This window comes from Clostridia bacterium, assembly GCA_028698525.1.
GTDB lineage: Bacteria > Bacillota > Clostridia > JAQVDB01 > JAQVDB01 > JAQVDB01.
Genome location: JAQVDB010000008.1, coordinates 1 through 19,660 on the forward strand (window position 1 = coordinate 1; position 19,660 = coordinate 19,660).

The 19,660-nt window shown below is 36.3% G+C and carries 19 protein-coding genes and 6 tRNA genes; 2 read left to right on the forward strand and 23 right to left on the reverse strand.

Translation table 11 applies throughout. The annotated features are described in order from the left end of the window. Window positions 1-354 precede the first annotated feature (354 nt). From PHP06_01930 to PHP06_01940, 3 genes are read right to left on the reverse strand one after another with little or no spacing between them, the layout of a single operon-like run. Window positions 355-1,530 carry an ABC transporter permease gene (locus PHP06_01930; protein ID MDD3839319.1) on the reverse strand — a complete coding sequence of 392 codons (1,176 nt, stop codon included), beginning with the start codon at window positions 1,528-1,530 and terminating at the stop codon, window positions 355-357. A 12-nt stretch (window positions 1,531-1,542) separates the two neighbouring features. After that, the gene (locus PHP06_01935) at window positions 1,543-2,211 is read right to left on the reverse strand and encodes an ABC transporter ATP-binding protein (protein ID MDD3839320.1); all 669 of its coding nucleotides are present in this window, start codon (window positions 2,209-2,211) and stop codon (window positions 1,543-1,545) included. Window position 2,212: 1 nt separating this feature from the next. Further along, entirely contained in the window at window positions 2,213-3,835 is a 1,623-nt protein-coding gene (locus PHP06_01940) for an HlyD family efflux transporter periplasmic adaptor subunit (GenBank protein MDD3839321.1), read from the reverse strand. 201 nt (window positions 3,836-4,036) lie between these two features. Between PHP06_01940 and PHP06_01945 the strand changes: the two genes are divergently transcribed. Both PHP06_01945 and PHP06_01950 read left to right on the forward strand, forming a co-directional pair. Continuing rightward, complete coding sequence (locus PHP06_01945; protein MDD3839322.1) at window positions 4,037-4,708, forward strand: response regulator transcription factor; 672 nt, start codon at window positions 4,037-4,039, stop codon at window positions 4,706-4,708. Window positions 4,709-4,710: 2 nt separating this feature from the next. Continuing rightward, window positions 4,711-5,913 carry a HAMP domain-containing sensor histidine kinase gene (locus PHP06_01950; protein MDD3839323.1) on the forward strand — a complete coding sequence of 401 codons (1,203 nt, stop codon included), beginning with the start codon at window positions 4,711-4,713 and terminating at the stop codon, window positions 5,911-5,913. Between the two features lie 339 nt (window positions 5,914-6,252). On the opposite strand, the gene PHP06_01955 is transcribed toward PHP06_01950, so the two are convergent. The 20 genes from PHP06_01955 to hisZ form a co-directional block, all read right to left on the reverse strand. Next, window positions 6,253-6,861: a DUF445 family protein gene (locus tag PHP06_01955; protein ID MDD3839324.1), complete on the reverse strand. Its 609-nt coding sequence runs from the start codon at window positions 6,859-6,861 to the stop codon at window positions 6,253-6,255. 59 nt (window positions 6,862-6,920) lie between these two features. Then, window positions 6,921-7,793 (reverse strand): putative sporulation protein YtxC, encoded by an 873-nt coding sequence (ytxC, locus tag PHP06_01960; protein MDD3839325.1) that lies wholly within the window; start codon window positions 7,791-7,793, stop codon window positions 6,921-6,923. A 61-nt stretch (window positions 7,794-7,854) separates the two neighbouring features. Then, complete coding sequence (locus PHP06_01965) at window positions 7,855-8,616, reverse strand: hypothetical protein (protein ID MDD3839326.1); 762 nt, start codon at window positions 8,614-8,616, stop codon at window positions 7,855-7,857. 305 nt (window positions 8,617-8,921) lie between these two features. Further along, window positions 8,922-9,914 (reverse strand): diaminopimelate dehydrogenase, encoded by a 993-nt coding sequence (locus PHP06_01970; protein ID MDD3839327.1) that lies wholly within the window; start codon window positions 9,912-9,914, stop codon window positions 8,922-8,924. 78 nt (window positions 9,915-9,992) lie between these two features. Then, window positions 9,993-10,619 (reverse strand): recombination regulator RecX, encoded by a 627-nt coding sequence (recX, locus tag PHP06_01975; GenBank protein MDD3839328.1) that lies wholly within the window; start codon window positions 10,617-10,619, stop codon window positions 9,993-9,995. Window positions 10,620-10,789: 170 nt separating this feature from the next. After that, a complete protein-coding gene (gene sfsA, locus PHP06_01980; GenBank protein MDD3839329.1) occupies window positions 10,790-11,470 on the reverse strand; it encodes a DNA/RNA nuclease SfsA in 681 nt (226 codons plus the stop codon). A gap of 146 nt (window positions 11,471-11,616) precedes the next feature. Continuing rightward, window positions 11,617-11,706, reverse strand: a tRNA-Leu gene (locus PHP06_01985). 6 nt (window positions 11,707-11,712) lie between these two features. Continuing rightward, window positions 11,713-11,787, reverse strand: a tRNA-Cys gene (locus PHP06_01990). A gap of 13 nt (window positions 11,788-11,800) precedes the next feature. Continuing rightward, window positions 11,801-11,875: transfer RNA gene (locus PHP06_01995), tRNA-Gly, on the reverse strand. A gap of 7 nt (window positions 11,876-11,882) precedes the next feature. After that, window positions 11,883-11,958: transfer RNA gene (locus tag PHP06_02000), tRNA-Phe, on the reverse strand. Window positions 11,959-11,967: 9 nt separating this feature from the next. After that, window positions 11,968-12,044, reverse strand: a tRNA-Asp gene (locus tag PHP06_02005). Window positions 12,045-12,052: 8 nt separating this feature from the next. After that, a tRNA-Val gene (locus tag PHP06_02010) sits at window positions 12,053-12,128 on the reverse strand. Between the two features lie 138 nt (window positions 12,129-12,266). Then, window positions 12,267-12,908: a bifunctional phosphoribosyl-AMP cyclohydrolase/phosphoribosyl-ATP diphosphatase HisIE gene (hisIE, locus tag PHP06_02015; GenBank protein MDD3839330.1), complete on the reverse strand. Its 642-nt coding sequence runs from the start codon at window positions 12,906-12,908 to the stop codon at window positions 12,267-12,269. A 24-nt stretch (window positions 12,909-12,932) separates the two neighbouring features. After that, window positions 12,933-13,691: an imidazole glycerol phosphate synthase subunit HisF gene (hisF, locus tag PHP06_02020; GenBank protein MDD3839331.1), complete on the reverse strand. Its 759-nt coding sequence runs from the start codon at window positions 13,689-13,691 to the stop codon at window positions 12,933-12,935. 8 nt (window positions 13,692-13,699) lie between these two features. After that, entirely contained in the window at window positions 13,700-14,413 is a 714-nt protein-coding gene (gene hisA, locus PHP06_02025; GenBank protein MDD3839332.1) for a 1-(5-phosphoribosyl)-5-[(5-phosphoribosylamino)methylideneamino]imidazole-4-carboxamide isomerase, read from the reverse strand. A 73-nt stretch (window positions 14,414-14,486) separates the two neighbouring features. Beyond that, window positions 14,487-15,071, reverse strand: a complete 585-nt coding sequence (gene hisB, locus PHP06_02030) for an imidazoleglycerol-phosphate dehydratase HisB (GenBank protein ID MDD3839333.1) — start codon at window positions 15,069-15,071, stop codon at window positions 14,487-14,489. Between the two features lie 17 nt (window positions 15,072-15,088). Further along, window positions 15,089-16,168, reverse strand: a complete 1,080-nt coding sequence (hisC, locus tag PHP06_02035) for a histidinol-phosphate transaminase (protein ID MDD3839334.1) — start codon at window positions 16,166-16,168, stop codon at window positions 15,089-15,091. Next, window positions 16,161-17,456 (reverse strand): histidinol dehydrogenase, encoded by a 1,296-nt coding sequence (gene hisD / locus PHP06_02040; protein ID MDD3839335.1) that lies wholly within the window; start codon window positions 17,454-17,456, stop codon window positions 16,161-16,163. The genes hisC and hisD overlap by 8 nt, the downstream gene beginning before the upstream one ends. Next, a complete protein-coding gene (gene hisG, locus PHP06_02045) occupies window positions 17,457-18,095 on the reverse strand; it encodes an ATP phosphoribosyltransferase (GenBank protein ID MDD3839336.1) in 639 nt (212 codons plus the stop codon). Next, window positions 18,067-19,347, reverse strand: coding sequence for an ATP phosphoribosyltransferase regulatory subunit (gene hisZ, locus PHP06_02050; protein ID MDD3839337.1), 1,281 nt, complete (start codon window positions 19,345-19,347; stop codon window positions 18,067-18,069). Before hisZ ends, hisG begins: the two co-directional genes overlap by 29 nt. Between the last annotated feature and the right edge of the window lie 313 nt (window positions 19,348-19,660).

Below are 19,660 nucleotides of genomic sequence, written 5' to 3' on the forward strand. Positions count from 1 at the left end.
AAATTATATATCAGGAGGAAATGCTTTTACGATAAATGAAAACAAAGATTATCTTGTTTACACTGATGGAACATATAAAGGCAATCCAGAAAATATAGGAATAGCCAATGATTTTTAGGGCTAGATGAATTTACGGGCTTGGGGGTTTACCTGAAATAGCAGATACTTGTCAGGCAGCATATATATAGACTTCTGATGCTTGGTAAAAAAGCAAAATTAAAAGACTTTGCTGAACTTAAAGCGGGAGATTTTGATAGCTATAGTTGTGCCGATACCGATACTTTAAAAAAATACAAGGACCCCTATTCATATCGAACGGGATCCTCTTTATCACTATATTATAACTTCCGCACATTATCCTTCATACCGTAGTGCATCAATTGGTTTTAACTTACTTGCCTTGTTCGCTGGATATAGCCCAAATACAACTCCGATCATCAAAGAAAAACACACTGCCAAAAGTGCCGTACTAGTAGACATCACAAGAGTCATGCCCATTATTTTAGACAGAATAACCATAAGTGTCCATGCAATTAACAGTCCCAAGCATCCACCCATAAGGCTTATGACTAAAGCTTCTATTAAAAATTGGCTCAATATATTCTCCCTTGCTGCTCCTATTGCCTTTCTTATACCTATCTCCCGTGTACGTTCAGATACTGAAACGAGCATTATATTCATTATACCTATGCCACCCACAAGCAAACTAATGGCAGCAATTCCGCCTAACATAAGTGTAAGGGTCTGTGTAGTTTCGCTTAAAGTATCTAGCATCTCTGATTGGCTATACAAACTATATGCATCTGTATCATCGTCAAATACACGGTTGAGATAGCTCTCAAGCGATACCTGGGCCATATCTACCACATCACCTGAAATCGCCGAGGCATAAAATGTTCGGATGCCTTTTTGAAAGAGTATGCGTTCACCTAATGTAAAGGGAATTACTATTTTTGAGTCATTTGATCCTGTCGATGAACTACCCTTTTCCTCAAATACACCTATAATTGTAAATACATAACCCTCATAGGATATCTCTTCCCCAACTACATTTCGTGTCCCAAAAAGCTCCTCTGCAACTTCTGTACCTAACACCGCTACAAAACTTCTATTGTCTATATCAGGCTGCTTTAAAAACCTGCCCTGTGCTATTGGATAATTTCTAATTTCACTGTATTCTGGTGTTGTTGCCTCAATAGTGGCTTCATCATAGGTGATATTTCCCGCTTTTAGTGTAGCTGACTGACTTATTAGCGGAGCAATACCGGCGATAAACACATTAGACGTAGCCACCTCATTTAGATCATCCATAGTGATAGGATTGTTTCCCTCGGTTCTTATATTGGCAGTCAAGAGGTTTGTGCCCATATCTTCAATACTGGACGTCACCTGGGACGTAGTACCTTGGCCAATGGCGACTAATACTACCACCGCAATTACCCCTATAATTACGCCTAATATAGTTAGAAAAGAACGCATCTTATTTGATGCAATTGATTTTATAGCCATTTTGAATGATTGTACAATCATTTTACCACCTCCCTAAACCTTCTTTTTTATTCGGCCATCTTCAATATATACTCTACATTCAGCTTCGGCAGCCACATTACTATCATGGGTAATAAGTACTATTGTATTCCCACTTTTATGTAGTTCATGAAATAAGGTTATTATCTGCTTACCAGTGGAACTATCCAAATTACCTGTAGGTTCATCTGCAAGTATGAGCGAAGGCTGGGTCACAAGTGCCCTTGCTATCGCCACTCGCTGTTGCTGTCCGCCAGAAAGTTCAGTCGGCTTATGATGGATTCTATCTGAAAGTCCCACCTTTTTAAGTGCTTCAATTGCCCGCATTCTCCGCTCTTTTCCCTTCACTCCCTGATATACAAGTGGCAACTCCACATTTTCCAGCGCATCAAGTTTTACTAAGAGGTTGAAGCCTTGAAATATAAAACCTATCTTTCTGCTCCTTATTTGGGCGAGCCCCTTTTCAGAATACTCAGCAATATTGAGTCCATCCAGCACATAACTCCCCTTGTCAGCAATATCTAAACAACCCATGATATTCATCAATGTTGACTTGCCACTACCTGAAGGGCCTACTATGGCCACAAATTCTCCCTGCTCTATTTCAAGAGAAACCTCGTTGAGTGCATATACAGTTTCGCCACCCATTTCATATTTCTTTACTATACTATCTAATTCAATCACTCTAGTCACGCCCCTGTCCTTGAGGGCCTGCGCCTGATGGTGCTCCGTCAGATGGCGGTCTACCCTGGGGAGTGTTGCCCTCCATCTGGCGTGGTGTACCCATGTCCATCCCTCCTGGTGCCATCATCCCACCTTGTTGTCTATTAGTGTTAGTAGTTTTAGTACGTACAATAACCACCTTATCGTCGGTATCGAGTCCATCTGTGATCTCTACATAATTATCATCTGAAAGCCCAGTGCTTACAACAGTCCTTTCGCCAGGATCCTCTCCAGGGTCCTTAGGTAGGGTTCCTGTATAGAGCCATACATACTGCTCTCCTTGTGTAGACTGTATAGCCTCAAGGGGCAATAGTAATATATCGGTACGTTCTTCGATTATGATCTCAGCTGTGGCATTCATTCCGATTTTTAGTTTTTCATCACCTTCAACCTTGAGTTTCACATCGTATGTAGTCACGCCACTATTCACTTCACCTACTTGAGATATACTTTCCACTGTTGCATCATACGTCTTATCCTCTATAGCATCAATTGTAACCTTTGCACTCTGGCCTTCCTCTATATTTTGAATATCCAACTCATCAATTGATACCGTCAAAGTATCTGCACTATCTGTATATATGGATAATATCTCACTATTTTCTGTCACCTGCGTACCATCATTTATTGAAATTTCATTTACTATACCATCATATTCGGATACAAGCCCTCCACTTTCACGCATCTTTTGTGCAGCAAGAAGTAAATTTTGCTTTTTCAAACGCCCTTTAATCTGCGTTTCATATTTTTCTGAAGTTGGCAAATCTTTTAAATATATAAGCGAAGTATTCTTATATACTTTACTATTTTCATTTATATATATTCTTGACACAGTCCCTACATCGGCTATTACCTTAACTGGCTGATTTATAGATAGGGATCCTGAACCTAGTTCATCTCCGTCACTATTGTATACAGTTGCTGCTGCATCTACAGCAGTACCGTTATCAGTAAGCGTAATTATAGCCTTTCCATTTGAAACATCGACAACTGTACCACTATATGTACTACTATCCACATCAACACTTACACTATCTCCCTCTTCTACTTCGGAAGTTTCAATTGTCACCTTCATCTTTCCATCAGTAGATATTGTAAGAAGTGAACCATGCTCAGAAATAACGGATTTTACATTATCTCCAGACTCTGTTAATATCTCCTTTACCCTGCCTGATACGGGTGATTTGATTATCTCAGTAGTACTCTCACTCTCTTTCAGCCTTACAATGGCATCATCTATGGATGAGATCTCATCTTTTAACTGTGATATAACGCTATCAAGCGCATCTGTGTCCAATTTAGCTATTATATCACCTGCTTTGATGCTTTGACCACTCTGTACTTCTACCGACAGCACTTTTAAATCAAAGGGAGCAACAACATCTACGCTCTTACTTGGCCAAATTGTACCTGTACCAGTTATAGCTTGGGTCAGATCCCCAGTAGTAATTTCCGTAACCTGATAAGTTGTAGATGAGATGGCTTTGGATTTGCCAGCGAAAAACAAAAAATATACTGCTATAACTAGCACAACAACTATAATTGATGCAACAATTATTTTTTTAGTATGAATTTTCTTTTCCATATCATAAAACCTCCTCAAAAAGTATTATGCTAAATGAATATATCTACATACTCAAATTCTTCTATTTATTTATCATCACTCCCCTTTTTGACTATAACAAGCATAGCGTATAAACCTTAAAATAGTCTTAAAACACATGAGTTTTTAAGGTTGTTTCAAGATTTCCATGTTATAATTAAAATATAAATCGAGGTGAATTGTATGAGGATATTACTTGTAGAAGATGAAAAACAACTCTCCGAGTCATTGACCCAGATATTGAATAAAAACAATTACATAGTTGATACTGCATATGATGGTGAAGAAGGACTTAACAACGCCCTATCTGATATCTATGATTTAATTATTCTCGATATAATGCTACCTTGCCTTGACGGACTATCAATGCTCAGCCAAATAAGAAAGGCCAATATAAATACTCCTGTGCTTATGCTCACAGCAAGGAGTGAGGTAAGTGATAAAGTGAAAGGACTGGATTTAGGAGCTGACGACTATCTAGCAAAGCCTTTTTACTCTGAAGAGCTTCTAGCTAGGATAAGGGCACTTTTACGGCGAAAAGGCGAATTTATATCTGATGATATTATCTCGTATGCCGATTTAACATTGGATCTTGCCAATATGGAATTGAGTACAGGCAGGAGTAAAGTACGGCTATCTCTTAAAGAGTTTGAGCTGATGCGTCATTTTTTGAGCAATCCAAATGCAATTTTACAAAAAGAATTTTTGATAGTAAAAGTTTGGGGATATGACTCTGATGCTGAATACAACAATCTTGAAGTATATATATCCTTCTTACGTAAGAAACTTACTCGCATAAAAGCTAATGTCCAAATAGTTACTATAAGAAATGTGGGTTATAAATTGGAGGCATAAAATTGTTCGATAAACTACGAAATAGATTCCTATGGTTTACCATGGGTATATTGACATTGATATTTCTAATCATATTTACTATAGTCTTTATTTCAACTGCTGCCAAGGCACAGCAACAACTTAATATGACCCTAAATGACGTCATGCATATACCGAATCATAAAATATCCATACATAGCCCCCTTCATGCAAGCAGTATATCTGTTGAGATTAATCACGAAGGGGACATATTAGATATTTTATCCCTAGTTAAAATAAATACGCAAACACTTACCGAGACATTAGAAAAAATAGTGTGTAGTAATGATTATGAAGGTACAGTAAATATGGGTGGCAATCGTTTTGCATATCTGAAAAAGGACATGCCATTTGGCTTTAAAATAGTCCTTGTAAGTCGTGCAATGTATGATGACACCATAAAAAACCTACTAATTACCCTCATCTTTGTAGGTTTTTTTAGTCTGGGCATACTATTTCTTATCTCTTGGTTTTTCGCAAACAAAGCAATCAAGCCTGTGAAAATGGCCTTTGAACAGCAAAAACAATTCGTTGCCGATGCCTCTCACGAACTAAAAACTCCCCTCACTATAATAAACACTAATCTAGATTTAATCTCGTCAAATAGCAATGAAACTGTAGATGAGCAGCATAAGTGGATAGGATATATCTATGAACAGATTGATAGAATGTCAAAGCTTATTAATGATATGTTAATACTTGCACGTGTGGATGAACATGAAATAATTTCTTCAAGAGTAAACTTTTCTGATATATTAAATAATGCTTTACTATATTTTGAGGTTGCCCTATATGAGCAAGATATAAATCTTAAGCAGGATGTCTGTGAAAATATATATGTATCAGGAGATCCCATATCTCTAGAAAAGCTTGTATATATATTGCTTGAAAATGCCCTTAAATACTCACCAAGGGGAGAGGAGGTTTCTGTTGAGCTTACATATGAAAAATCAAAACTTTTATTGAAAGTCAAAAACACTGGAGTAGGTATATCTAGGGAGCATATTGACAAGATATTTGACCGTTTCTATCGAGTAAATAGCGCAAGGACACAGAGAAGTGGGGGATATGGCCTTGGACTTGCAATTGCAAAAGCTATAGTCAATCAGCATAATGGATATATATGGGCAAAGAGCACATATAAAAGCTATACTGAATTTATAATTGAATTACCAATCATCGGGTAGATAGTTTTGTAATTAGTAGATAAATAGGAGCCAGTCTAAAATATTAGCCTTTAATCGCTGTAGTTGCAATACCTCTCACCAAATAATCTTGGAATTCAAAAAACCGCACTAAAGCTGGAATAATTGAGATAATATACATAGCTAATAATCCTCTCCAGTCAGTGGTAGCAGTTAAATCATTAAAAATTTTAAGAGCAAGAGACTTTGATGCAATTTTCCATAAAATCTTGTATAATGTTCATGAGAGACACCCTTTCTATGTTTGGTTTAGTCACTTAGCATATTATCAAAAGGGCATCTCTTTTTATATTTTTTAATTTAAAATATCCTACAGTAATTTTACACTACCCCCATAAAATATAATAATAATGCTTGAAATATTCCTATTACTCCTCCGATAATACCACCTAGTATCTCTATATATTTTAACTCATTGCTCGCTATATCAATTATTATTCTCTCTAAATTTTCTAGTTCAAACTCATTAATCTTTGTTTCGATAATATTTGATATATCTATTGAATCTATTGCATTATTTTTTATCTCATTCACCGAGCTATCTAGAAAGTCCTCTAACTCTGTACTTACTATCTTGTCCACATAATTGACAATCAGCCCTTTTAAAGGTCCGGGAATAAGTCCTGGGATATTTTTATAAACTACTATCGATATCTTGTCCTTTATTTTGGCTGATAAATTCCGCTTATTATCCTGGTCCCATATTTCATCAATGATATCCTGTATAGACAACAATTCACTCTCTACTGTATATCCTATGCTTCTTGCTATTTCATTTCTCCTTTTAGGAATCACTCCTTGTATGGTAAATCCAATAAAAGGTATTGTTACAGCATTTAAAGGGCGAAATATTAATTTTATTGCAAGCAAATTGGTAAACCAACCTATCAATGCGCCTATGACCGGTAATATTACAAACTCAATATTCACTGCTCTTCCTCCTGTGTTTTAGTATAATATATATTATACTAAAAATAGCACCTAAGGTGCTATTTTTTCTTTTCCGTCAATGAGCATAAGTAGTTATTACCCTCATTGTCATCTATATCAACTTTTCCATAAAAAACATTTTTTATTGTATTTAGAACCTCTTTGTTACCATTTTTTTTATCACTATGGATAGTGATCTTATTAGGTGCTATCGTAATCAATGAACTTATCAAAAGATCATCACCGCTAATTTCATTGTTTGATATCTCTTTAGCCAAATCCTTCAATAAATCATTATTTATTGCTTTCATATCCGAATCCAGCAGCACATAATTGCTGTTAGAATCCAGGATTACGTGAACTTCATCTATTTTAGGTTCTTGTATCTCTACAAAATATCTTAAAAGTTTTATAAACTCATTATATTCTTTTTCAATAATAAAATCATCTGCTGCTTTTTCAACAGAGTCCTCTATCTGGTCTATTATCTCCTTAAGTCTAAATCTGATAAATCCATCTAATATCAATTTATCATTCTTGCCCATATATTCATGTAACCTATTGTAAATATACTCTTTTCTTTTTTTCCTTATATCGATGCTGCTATTTGGTTGTTGTTCCCCGTTGAATATATTTTTAGCATCCGAGGCTATTCTTTTCTTCTCTTTTTCGGTAAAATAAAAACAATTTAGATTTACTGTTTTTATTAACATAGCTGACTCTATTATTTCTAATAAGGTGTCAGCTAAAATTCTAACAAATTTTTTATATAATGAACTATCATTAAAACAAAAAACAACTCTAGACGTATTATCATAAAAAAACCAATTACAATCAAATCTTTCGGCGTAATTGCCAGCACTGATTCTATCTTTAAGGATGTGTAAAAAACCATCCTTATCGTCGGTTATCTCTAAACAATATGATTGCATTTTTTTAATCACTCCTTTCGATAGTAGTATATGTCGCAATAATATTACGTATACTTTACAATTATTTCTTTGATTTATTCTGCGTCAACGGAATTATGCTCCCATAATCATACAATTTTTTATTTCTGATAAAAATATCTCTTTTTTTATGTTTATTCAAAAATTTAGTTATCTGTTCATAATTAGGATGTTTTTCTATACCGCCTGAGAAAAAAATTTTATCTTTTGCCACCAAACCAGTTGCACCGCCTATAAATCCATAATCCATTCCCTCTATTTCGATGAAACCTGGATCGATCAACAAAACATCAATATTTTTCTGTGTTAATTTTGCTGCTATTCCCCTGTCTGAAGTAATCAATGCCTTTTCGTTGATTATACAAACAGAACACTTAGCATATCCCTGCTTTACATCTATAAACTCCACTCCCATTTCAAGTAAAATGGTTTTCAAAACCGGGTCAGTATATTTTGTATTATGTATAGCCAAATTACCAAGTCTTGCTACATTATATGCAATATTATCCGGATAGTTTCTTTTAAGCTCTTTTTTGCCTTTTATGATTTTAAAACCTTTTCGTTTGAGCTTATAAATCGTTTCTTCATCGGCATTAGGAGCAACCACTATATTATCTTTGTAAATCGGATGAAACATTATATCAGGATGAGAACAGACAGCTTGATACAATTGTTGGCATCTGCCTACTGTGATACATTCAATTCCCCAATCTGTTAAAAATTTTATAGTTTGGGCATCCATTCTCTCGTCCACTAAAGCACAAGTTACATCTCCATCAGGTATAAAAGGAGTATCTAAAAACATGATCAAACACTGCCTTTCCATATATATAATTATTAAAGATACTGATCCAAATCCTTATATTTTTTCGATCAGTTTATTTCCTGATACTATTCTATAGTCATTATTCTAACACCATTTCTTTTTTTAAGTATAAATATTTCTACAAACTCCCCTAATCAATATCAAAATTCAGGACAAATATATTTCCATTAAAAAATAATAACCATAAGAGATTTTAAACAACTGTTCTTATGGTTATCGATTTTACTACAACTAAAAAATCTTCGGTTTGACAGACAAAAAACCGGAATATAAATACAATCCCACTATAACAATCTTCTCCTCAGCTTTTCAGGGGATTCAACGGATAAATAAGCAGGAGGTATATCAAAAACTGTAACCGCACCTATACGCCCTTGCTGACTCATCCTGTATACAGCTCGTGCATAGGCTACCAATACACTTCCGGTAAATTCAGGATTGCTATCCAATTTCAAAGAAAACTCCATATTATGATTATGCTCATTTTCCTTCCCTGTACGACCGCTTCTGATTACAACTCCTCCATGGGGCATGCCTGAATGTTGTTCATTTAGCTCTTGTTGACTTATAAAGGTCACGCGTGTTTGATAATCAGCAAAATAATTAGGCATGTTTTGAATTTGTTCTTTTATCTTCTCTTTATCTGCTCCTTGTTCAGTGACAACATAGCAATCCCGCATATGTCTGTCACCAACACTTAACCGGGGCTGTTCACCTTTTCGAACCTTTGCCATAGCGTCTTCTATAGGCACAGTGTACTGAACAGCATCTTTTACTCCTGAAACACGGCGTATAGCATCCGAATGTCCCTGACTTACCCCTCTTCCCCAAAAAGTATATGTACTCCCATCTGGCAATATCGCTTCTGTTATCAGACGATTTATAGAAAACAAACCTGGATCCCATCCTGCTGAAATAAGACTTAAACGCTTACCTTGCTTTGCTGCAATATCCACATCATCAAAATGCTCCGGAATTTTCGCATGGGTATCAAAACTATTCACAGTGTTGAATATCCTTGAAAAGTAAGGAGTCTGTTCAGGAAGGTCTGTCATAGATCCCCCACACAATATCATCACGTCAATTTTCTCTCTGTATTCCTGTGCCTGTTTAATATTTAGCACTTGTGCAGATTGAACAGGCTTAATAACCCCTTTTAAATCTCGCCTGCTAAAAATTGCCACCAGTTCCATGTCCGGATTTTTATCAATAGCCAGCTCTACTCCTCTTCCCAGATTACCATATCCAACTATTCCTACTCTAATATATTTGCTCATGTATTACGCCCTCCTCATCAAGCGTTTTTATGTTATTGTCTTGTACTAATCTATTAAAAAGGCAAAAGCATTAAACTTTTAATACTCTTCTTTAGCATCTTTTATCAGTTGCTGAATAACTTTGTTAACTATATCATAATTAAATCCTTTGTAAACCAAATGTCTAGCCAATTTTTGATACATCTTGTTCCGCTCTTCATGTTTTATTAATTCTAATTTTTTTTGACCATGATACAATGCATTCTCATATTCTTGGCCATCAGTTATATACAGTGATAACATTTCGTCTACAATCTCCGAATCTATCCCCTTTTTATAAAGATCCTGTTTTATGCGGTTTTTACCATACCTGTTTAGATTGATCTTATCTTTGATCATCATCCTTGCCAGTTCCTTATCATCTATCATATTATATCTTTTGAGTAGATCAATGACTCTATCTATTATCCGCTGCTGGTATCCCTTTCTATCCAACTTCATCCTCAGCATATGTTCGCTTTGCATGCTGCGGCCCGATATGTTGAATGCGGTAGTCTTAGCCTGAATATATTCTTCTTCCTCTACCACTTGTCTCAACTGGTCCTGGTTTATTTGAATTCCTTTGTCCAGTTTAAGTTTATATATAGTCTCCTTAGACACTCCTAAAACAAATTCCCCGTCTATATATATATTGACTCTATCTTTATTTTTCTTCTGACCTTGTATGTCGGTGATTACCCCATTCTATCATCCGCCTCTTTAAATCCAATCAAATAAAAAACATATCCTACTTTTAAAATTGTAATATATTTTAATACCGCTGACAAGATCAATGCCCTTAACCACGGCAAAAAGGGTTTAAGATCAAAATAACAATAATCTTCCAACACTTTTTGTCACAGTCTGACTTCTACAAAGTCTCTTGCACTTATAGCGTCAATAGTAACATCACAATCAAGGGCAACGATCTTTACCCCATAACTCTTGGCTTCTTTTAAAGCCTCTCCAAATTCCCAATGAGTTTTATAATTGGGGGCAAAATAAAGCACATCTTTCATCTGTATAATAAATGCTATATATGCCTCATAACCCTCTTGAACACTTTGACAAAGCTCCCTTATATGCTTAACACCCCGTTGAGTGGGAGCATCAGGAAAAAGAGCCACACCCCTTTGTTCTAATGTAACACCTTTTACTTCTATAAATATTTTTCTTGAAGAGCTTTGTACATAAAAATCAAAGCGAGAATTCCGGTAATTACATTCGGGTTTAATCGAGTGTACATCTTTAAAAATATCATTCTGGTTAAGCCATTCAAAAAATACCTTGTTAGGTGCCTGGCTATCTATATTGATAATCTTATTACCTTTGCAAACTCCAATCAAATCATATTTTGTCTTGCGGTGCTTTCCTTCAACTCGTTGCACAAAAACTCGCACCCCGGGAATTAAAAGTTCCTTACACCTGCCAGTATTTTTCACGTGACAAACTTCCTCTTTCCCTTGTATATCTATATAGGCGATAAATCTGTTGGGCCGAGACAGAAATTTTGCCTTTCTTATATTTTGATATTTCATAGCTATATTAACATATACCTCCTTAAATCTTGTAGTACACATTATAAACCCAAATAAACCCAAAGCTAGGATTGAATTATTCTTATTCTATCATGTTTTGAAGGAACGTAAAAAAGGGTTTCACAATTTTTGTGAAACCCTTTTTATGGTGCCGGAGACCGGAATCGAACCGGTACAGTCTTATTGGGACCGCAGGATTTTAAGTCCTGTGCGTCTGCCAATTCCGCCACTCCGGCATATATTGGAGGCGCCACCCAGATTTGAACTGGGGAATAAAGGTTTTGCAGACCTCTGCCTTACCGCTTGGCTATGGCGCCATTTAGATAAAATTGGAGCGGAAGACGGGATTCGAACCCGCGACATTCGCCTTGGCAAGGCGACGCTCTACCACTGAGCCACTCCCGCTCTTTGTTGGTGCTTCGGGGCGGAATCGAACCACCGACACGAGGATTTTCAATCCACTGCTCTACCGACTGAGCTACCGAAGCATGAAATAATGGCGACCCGGAAGGGACTCGAACCCTCGACCTCCAGCGTGACAGGCTGGCATTCTAACCAACTGAACTACCGGGCCACTATGTGTGGTGGGCGCAATAGGGCTTGAACCTATGACCCCCTGCTTGTAAGGCAGATGCTCTCCCAGCTGAGCTATGCGCCCTCTCGTCAACAGCGACAAGTAATAGTATAAAACAGAAAAGTAACAAAGTCAAAATTCCATATCCGCTAATTATGCCATTTATTTAAATATTTCTTGTGTTTGCTTAACTATTCTCATTATCGCTATACGTTGTATTATTTATCTTCTTCTTTCCAATTCGCAATAAATATCCTCCCATTTTACTTTTCTTTCCACCATAACAACCATCAAATGATATAATAAATCTGAAACTTCATATATCAACTCATTAACATCAGGATTCTTGGCAGCTATTATAACTTCTGCTGATTCTTCTCCCACTTTTTTAAGCATCTTGTCTATTCCTTTGTCAAACAAATAATTAGTATATGAACCTTCTTTAGGATTGTTTATCCTGTCTATAATTATATTATACACATTTTGTAGCGTTTGTTCATCAAAACCCTTTTTTCCCTTAAATTTTTCAAATTGCTGCTTACTAGTAAATGACTGAGTATAAAAACAACTTCTATTTCCTGTATGACAAGCAACACCTTTTTGATAAACGGAAACCAACAATGCATCTTTATCACAATCATAAGATATATTAGATACATATTGATAATTGCCGGATGTCTCCCCTTTTTCCCAAAGACACTTTCTGCTCCTGCTCCAAAAGCAGGTTTTACCTGTCTGTATGGTTTTGGTTAAGGATTCCATATTCATATAAGCTAACATCAACACCTCTTTAGTTTGACAGTCTTGTACTATCGCAGGAATTAATCCCTTCTCATCAAAATTCAACTGTTTTATCCAATCCAACTCCATTTTTAGTTCTCCCTTCAACTACAATTTAATTTCTATTCCCTTGTCATTTAAGTATTCCTTCAACTCCGATATATTAAGCTCATTAAAATGAAATAAAGACGCAGCTAATGCAGCATCAGCTCCGGCTTTTACAAAAACATCATAAAAATGCTCTTTGTTGCCTGCACCTCCTGATGCAATCACCGGTATATTTACAGAATCACATATGAGTTTAGTAAGTTCTAAATCATACCCGTTTTTGGTTCCATCTGTATCCATGCTGGTCACCAACAATTCTCCGGCGCCAAGCTTTTCTATTTCCTTTGCCCATTTGACAGCATCCAATCCGGTATCCAATCTTCCTCCATTAATAAAGACGTTCCATCTATCCATCCCGCATTTTTTGGCATCAATAGCTACTACTACGCATTGGCTTCCGTATTTCTTTGCGGCATCAGTTATGAGTGATGGATTTTTGACTGCCGCAGTACTTATGGAAATCTTGTCTGCCCCTAATTTTAATATTTCTCTAAAATCATCGGTATCCCGTATTCCTCCGCCCACTGTAAAAGGTATGGAAACTTTTTCAGCAGTTCTCCTGACAACATCTTTTATGATATTTCTATTGTCAGAAGTAGCAGTAATATCTAAAAAAACCAGCTCATCTGCCCCTGCTCTATCATAAGCAGATGCAATTTCTACTGGATCCCCTGCATCTTTTAAATTAACAAAATTTACACCTTTTACTACCCTGCCGTTATGCACATCAAGACAAGGGATTATTTTTTTATTTGACATATATATGTTTAAACCTCCAATTTTAACAATTCTTCAAGATTAAGCACGCCAGAGTATAAGGCCTTGCCAACTATCACTCCTGCTGCTCCTGTCTCCTTTATTCTCCTTACATCTTCTATGCTGGCCACTCCCCCAGAGGATATAATATTGGCATCATATTTATCAACAAGGGCTTTTAGAGTATCTATATTAGGTCCTGTAAGGGTTCCATCTTTTGATATATCCGTGTATATAATATTTTTTACTCCTTTTCTGTACATCTTGTCAGCCAGTTGATAAACGCTCACATCCCCTACCTCAGTCCATGCATCTGTGGCAACAAATCCATTTTTAGCATCTATCCCCACCACGACTTTTTCCCCATACATGTTCAAAGCTTGATCCAGTATTTCGGGGTTTTTAATGGCAGCTGTCCCCATTATTACCCTGTTCACACCGGCATCCAAATATCTATCAATGTCTTGTATGCTCCTTATTCCGCCTCCCACCTGTATTGGAATATTAACGCTATTGAGTATCTTTTTAATAGCATTAAAATTTTGGGAAAGCCCTTTATATGCGCCATCCAAATCTACAACATGAATAAACTTTGCACCCTTTTGTTCCCATTCAGCAGCAATCTGTTCAGGGTGATGGGAATATACCGTCTGTTTATCAAAGTTTCCCTGCACCAACCTCACGCATCTTCCCTGCCGCAAATCAATCGCTGGATAAATTCTCATTATATCAACTCCCTAAAGTTCTCTACCAATCACAATCAGGCACCACTATTCTTTGCTAGTAAAATTAGCTCAGTTATAAAATTCCTTTTGTAGAGGGAATTCCAATTATCCTGCCGTCCGTTTTCGCTGCTTGTCGTATAGCCCTCCCAAATCCTTTAAAAATTGCTTCTGCTTTGTGATGATCATTTGACCCATATATCAGCCTAATATGTAAAGTTATCTGTGCATTCATCACTAATGCTCTGAAAAACTCTTCAACTAATTGTGTGTCCATCTCACCCAGCCTATCGGATTTAAAGCTGACATCATACTTTAGATAAGGTCTTCCACTTATATCTATGCTTATATTGGCTAGTGATTCATCCATAGGCAGAAAAAATGTAGCATATCTACTGATTGCCCTTCTATCGCCTAATGCCTTGTTAATCGCTTGACCCAATGCTATGCCCACATCCTCAACGCTGTGGTGTGCATCCACAAAAACATCACCAGCACAGGTTACCTTTAAATCAAACAATGCATGTGCAGCCAAAAGATCAAGCATATGATCAAAAAAACCTATTCCAGTATTGATATCTCGTTTTCCTGTTCCGTCTATATTCAATTCCAAGTTGATATCAGTCTCATTGGTTTTCCTGGAAATAGATGCACATCTCATTGAAATACCACCTTTCTCTATATAATATCCTTTATTACTTGCAAAAACTCTTGGTTTTGATCTTTAGTACCTACAGTCACTCTATAGCAATTATCTAAAAGAGCTGAACCTTTAAAGCTCCTTACCAATATCCCTTTATGCTGGAGAAAACCATCCAATTCAATCTCTTTATCCGTTTTAAACAATATAAAATTGGCCTTACTTTCAAATACTTTAATACCTTTTAGTTTTTTTAATTCATTGTAAAGATATTCTCTCTGCTCAAGGATGTTTTTTATTTTTTCTTTATTAGCTTGCTCCTCATCCAATATCAGACTCGCTACTATTTGAGCTAAAGAACTCAAATTATAAGGCGGTTTAGCCTTGTTGAGCACCTCAATTATGCTTTTATGCCCGATACAATAACCGATCCTTAAGCCTGCCAGACCATAAGCCTTTGAAAATGTCCTTAAGACAACAAGATTATCAAAATCATTTACCTTATCAGCAATAGTTTCACCGAAATACTCATAATAAGCCTCATCCACCGCTATTATAGTATCTTTACACTCTTGTAGGATTGTAATCAGATCTTTTCTTTCTATTACAGTGCCGGTAGGATTGTTGGGATTACATATGAATGCCACCTTAGGCGAATATTTCTTTATCGAACTGATAAAGAAATCTAAATCATATCTATACTCTTTATCCAAGCTTACTTCCACCGGCTGTCCACCATAAACCAAAGTATCTAGTTTATACATTGAAAAAGAAGGTATAGGCATTACTACTCTTTCTCCCTTATCAACAAAGGCCTTTATTATTAACTCTATTATCTGATCCGAACCTGCGCCCACTAATATATTCTCTGGGTTGGCATTGGATTTTATAGCAAGCTTTTTTCTCAATATATCAGAATCGCTGTCAGGGTATAAATTTAATTTACCATCCGATAGAAGATATTCAGATACTTTCTTTCTTACACCTTCCGATAAACTAAAAGGACTTTCATTTGCATCCAATTTTATTTTATAATTTTGTTTGTTTGCTTTATAAGGAACAATCTGCCTTATGGCATCTCTCTGCAATTGCTTGGCAATATGCCCTGAATTATTCATCTTCTGTAAGCCTCACTTTTATAGAATTTTCGTGTGCTGTAAGCCCTTCAGACCGAGCAAAAATCATTATATCTCGACTCGCTTGATTTAAAGCCTGCTGTGAATAATATATTATACTTGACTTCTTTATGAAATCATCCACTCCTAAAGGAGAAAAAAACCTTGCAGTACCCCCTGTAGGTAACACGTGATTAGGCCCTGCAAAATAGTCTCCTACCGGTTCAGCGCTATAATTGCCCAAGAATATTGCACCGGCATTATCTATCCTGGTCATCATCTCAAAGGGATTTTCCACACATATTTCTAAATGCTCAGGAGCAATATTATTTGCAAGGTCTACAGCTTGAGCAAGATTATCTACACATATTATAGCACTATAATTTTGTAGGGATTTTTCTATTATATCCTTTTTCTCCAGTTTTCGAGCCTGCTGATTTATGCTTTGTTTAACTTTCTGGGCTACTGTTTCGCTATCTGTGATCATTATACATGCAGCGAGAGGATCATGCTCTGCTTGGGAAAGAAGATCTGCAGCTACAAATTCCGGAACACATGTTCGGTCGGCTATAACCAATATCTCACTTGGCCCTGCAATCATATCTATATCTACAGTTCCATACACACACCTTTTAGCTAGTGCTACATATATATTGCCAGGTCCGGTTATCTTATCCACCTTGGTAATAGTTTGTGTCCCATATGCCAACGCAGCTATTGCCTGGGCCCCCCCTATCTTAAAAATTTCATCCACACCTGCTTCCTTGGCTGCTACCAAGGTATTATGATAAATTGTCCCATCAGGTTGTGGCGGAGTCACCATAATAATTTTTTTAACCCCCGCAACTTTAGCAGGCATCACATTCATCAATACCGACGATGGATAAGCAGCTTTACCTCCGGGAACATATACACCTGCCTTTGCTATACTTGTGATTTTCTGTCCCAGCATTATCCCCTCATCATCAGTTTTAAACCAGGACTGCCTTTTTTGCATTTGATGAAATTTAAAAATATTATCTCTAGCTTTACGGATACTTTCAAGCAAATCATCATCTATTTTTCTATAGGCTTCTTCCATTTCATCCTGGGTGACTTTCAGCTGCTCTACATCCATTTTTACTCCATCAAATTCTTGAGTATATGCCAGTAAAGCACTGTCCCCTTTCTGTTTTACATCCTGTATTATTTTTTCAACTGCTTGCATATACTCTGAAGAAACAATATCATCCCTGTCTATTAACTTTTGTATCATTCCATCTTTCTGATTAAAATCTATCACCCTGATCATTTATTCCACCTCCATAGCTCTTCTGATCTGTGATATGAACATTTTAATATCCTCACTTTTAGTTTTTAAACTAGCCCGATTAACCACTAGTCTGGCACTTACATCACATATATCCTCCAAAACAACCAATCCATTCTCTTTCAAGGTTCTACCGCTTTCCACGATATCCACTATTACCTCTGCAAGCCCTAATATAGGCGCTAATTCTACTGATCCATTCAATTTTATTACTTCTACAGTCTCATCTTTACTTTTATAGTATTTGGATGCAACATTAGGATATTTGGTAGCAACTCTTTTGTTGGATATTACTATATTTCTGTTTTTTAGCTCCGGCATTCCTGCGACTGCCAACTTACATTTGCCAAAATCCAAGTCCAAAATCTCGTAAAGATCCCTCTCCTCTTCCATGAGAGTATCCTTACCGCATATTCCTACATCGGCAGCCCCATATTCAACATAAGTAGGTACATCGGTAGGCTTTACAAGGACGAACCTATATTTATCTTTGTTGGTATTAAAAATCAATTTTCTGGTATTCCCTTTAAGTTTGGCACAGTCAACACCTGCTTTTTCCATCAAATCTATTGATAGATCAGCTAATCTCCCTTTAGCAAGAGCAATTGTAATCATACCCATGGCACTTCTTCCTCTCCAAGTTATTTATAAAAGAATCGGTTTTATATGTTTCCCACTTATCTTCACAAAATTTATAAATCTCAATATCCTTATCACCTATCATCTTTATGATATTCTTTATCCCTTCGGATTTAACCATCCCTTCATCGTACAGAGCCATATCAACAATATATCCCCGTTCTCGCATTCTAGTGCATAATTTGAATGCACAAGCTCTGTTTTGATCATCAAATATCAATCTATAGTCTATTGCAGGGGCCTTATTCAGCATCCCCTGTTTCTCCAAAGCTATAAGTAACCTTTTTATCCCTATAGCAAAACCGGTAGCAGGCATATCTTGCCCAAAATTGCCGATCAGATTATCATATCTGCCTCCTCCGCAGAGTGTATAACCTATTCCCTTAGCAAAGCCCTTGAAAATTATCCCCGTGTAATACTCAAGACCCTGAACCATCCCTAAATCCAAGGATATATATTCTTCAAGCCCAAAATCTTTTAATATCTGGCACACATTTTTTATCTCATCCAATGCCTTAAGACTTTTATAATTATCGCTCAAATAGCTGGCGTTATTGATAACTTGATCAGGCTCTCCGTAAAGAGTGGGCAGTTTCATTATAATGTCCTTTATTTCAGCATCCATATCTTTACTCTCAATAAATTCTTTTATTTCAATATAATTCTTCTTATCAATTAAACGTCTCAATTTCTCTATATCTTGCGTGCTTAATCCGCTGTCCTGCATTATCCCTTTGAAAAACTCTACTTGACCTAAATCTATTTTAAAGTCTTTTAATCCCAAATGCTTTAAAGATAAAATAGCTGTAGAAATTACCTCTGCATCTGCTTTTGGTCCTTTGGCTCCTATCAGCTCTAACCCTGCCTGGGTAAATTCTCTTTGCCTACCTGATTGAGGCTGCTCATATCTGAAAACATTCCCCACATAAAATATCTTAAGGGGCAGTGACTGATTCAACTTAGTTGCAGCAACCCGTGCTATAGGGGTAGTGATATCCGGCCTCATCACCAGTATCCTTCCTTCTCTATCTATGAACTTGAGCATATTCTGTTGTTCTATAGTTTCTATCCCTCTGAATACATCGTAATATTCAATGGTGGGAGTCTGTATTTGACTATAACCACACTTTAAGAAATATTCTTTCAAATTGTTTTCCACAACATTCTTGTTGTAGCATTCATCAACCAGATAATCTTGAACTCCTTCCGGAATATGCAAATTCCAGTTTTCCATAATACCTCTCCTTTTATACTTTAATGCTGTGAAGTTGTAAATCGATACATTAATGGTAGTATATAATAATTAATTATCATTGTCAATAAGTTTTATAAAACTGTAGCCAATATTTTTATTCCATCAACATCTTTCCCCACAAGATTCTTTTTTCATACCCATTTTTAGTATAATTTGTGTAAAAAACATAAATAATAGCATATTAAACTCTTCGAATTATAACTTGTATATAATGAAAACGAACAGCTTAAGTAAAATTAGGTGGTTGATCTATAAAAAAGCCCATTTAACTTTATTAAAATATTATATAATG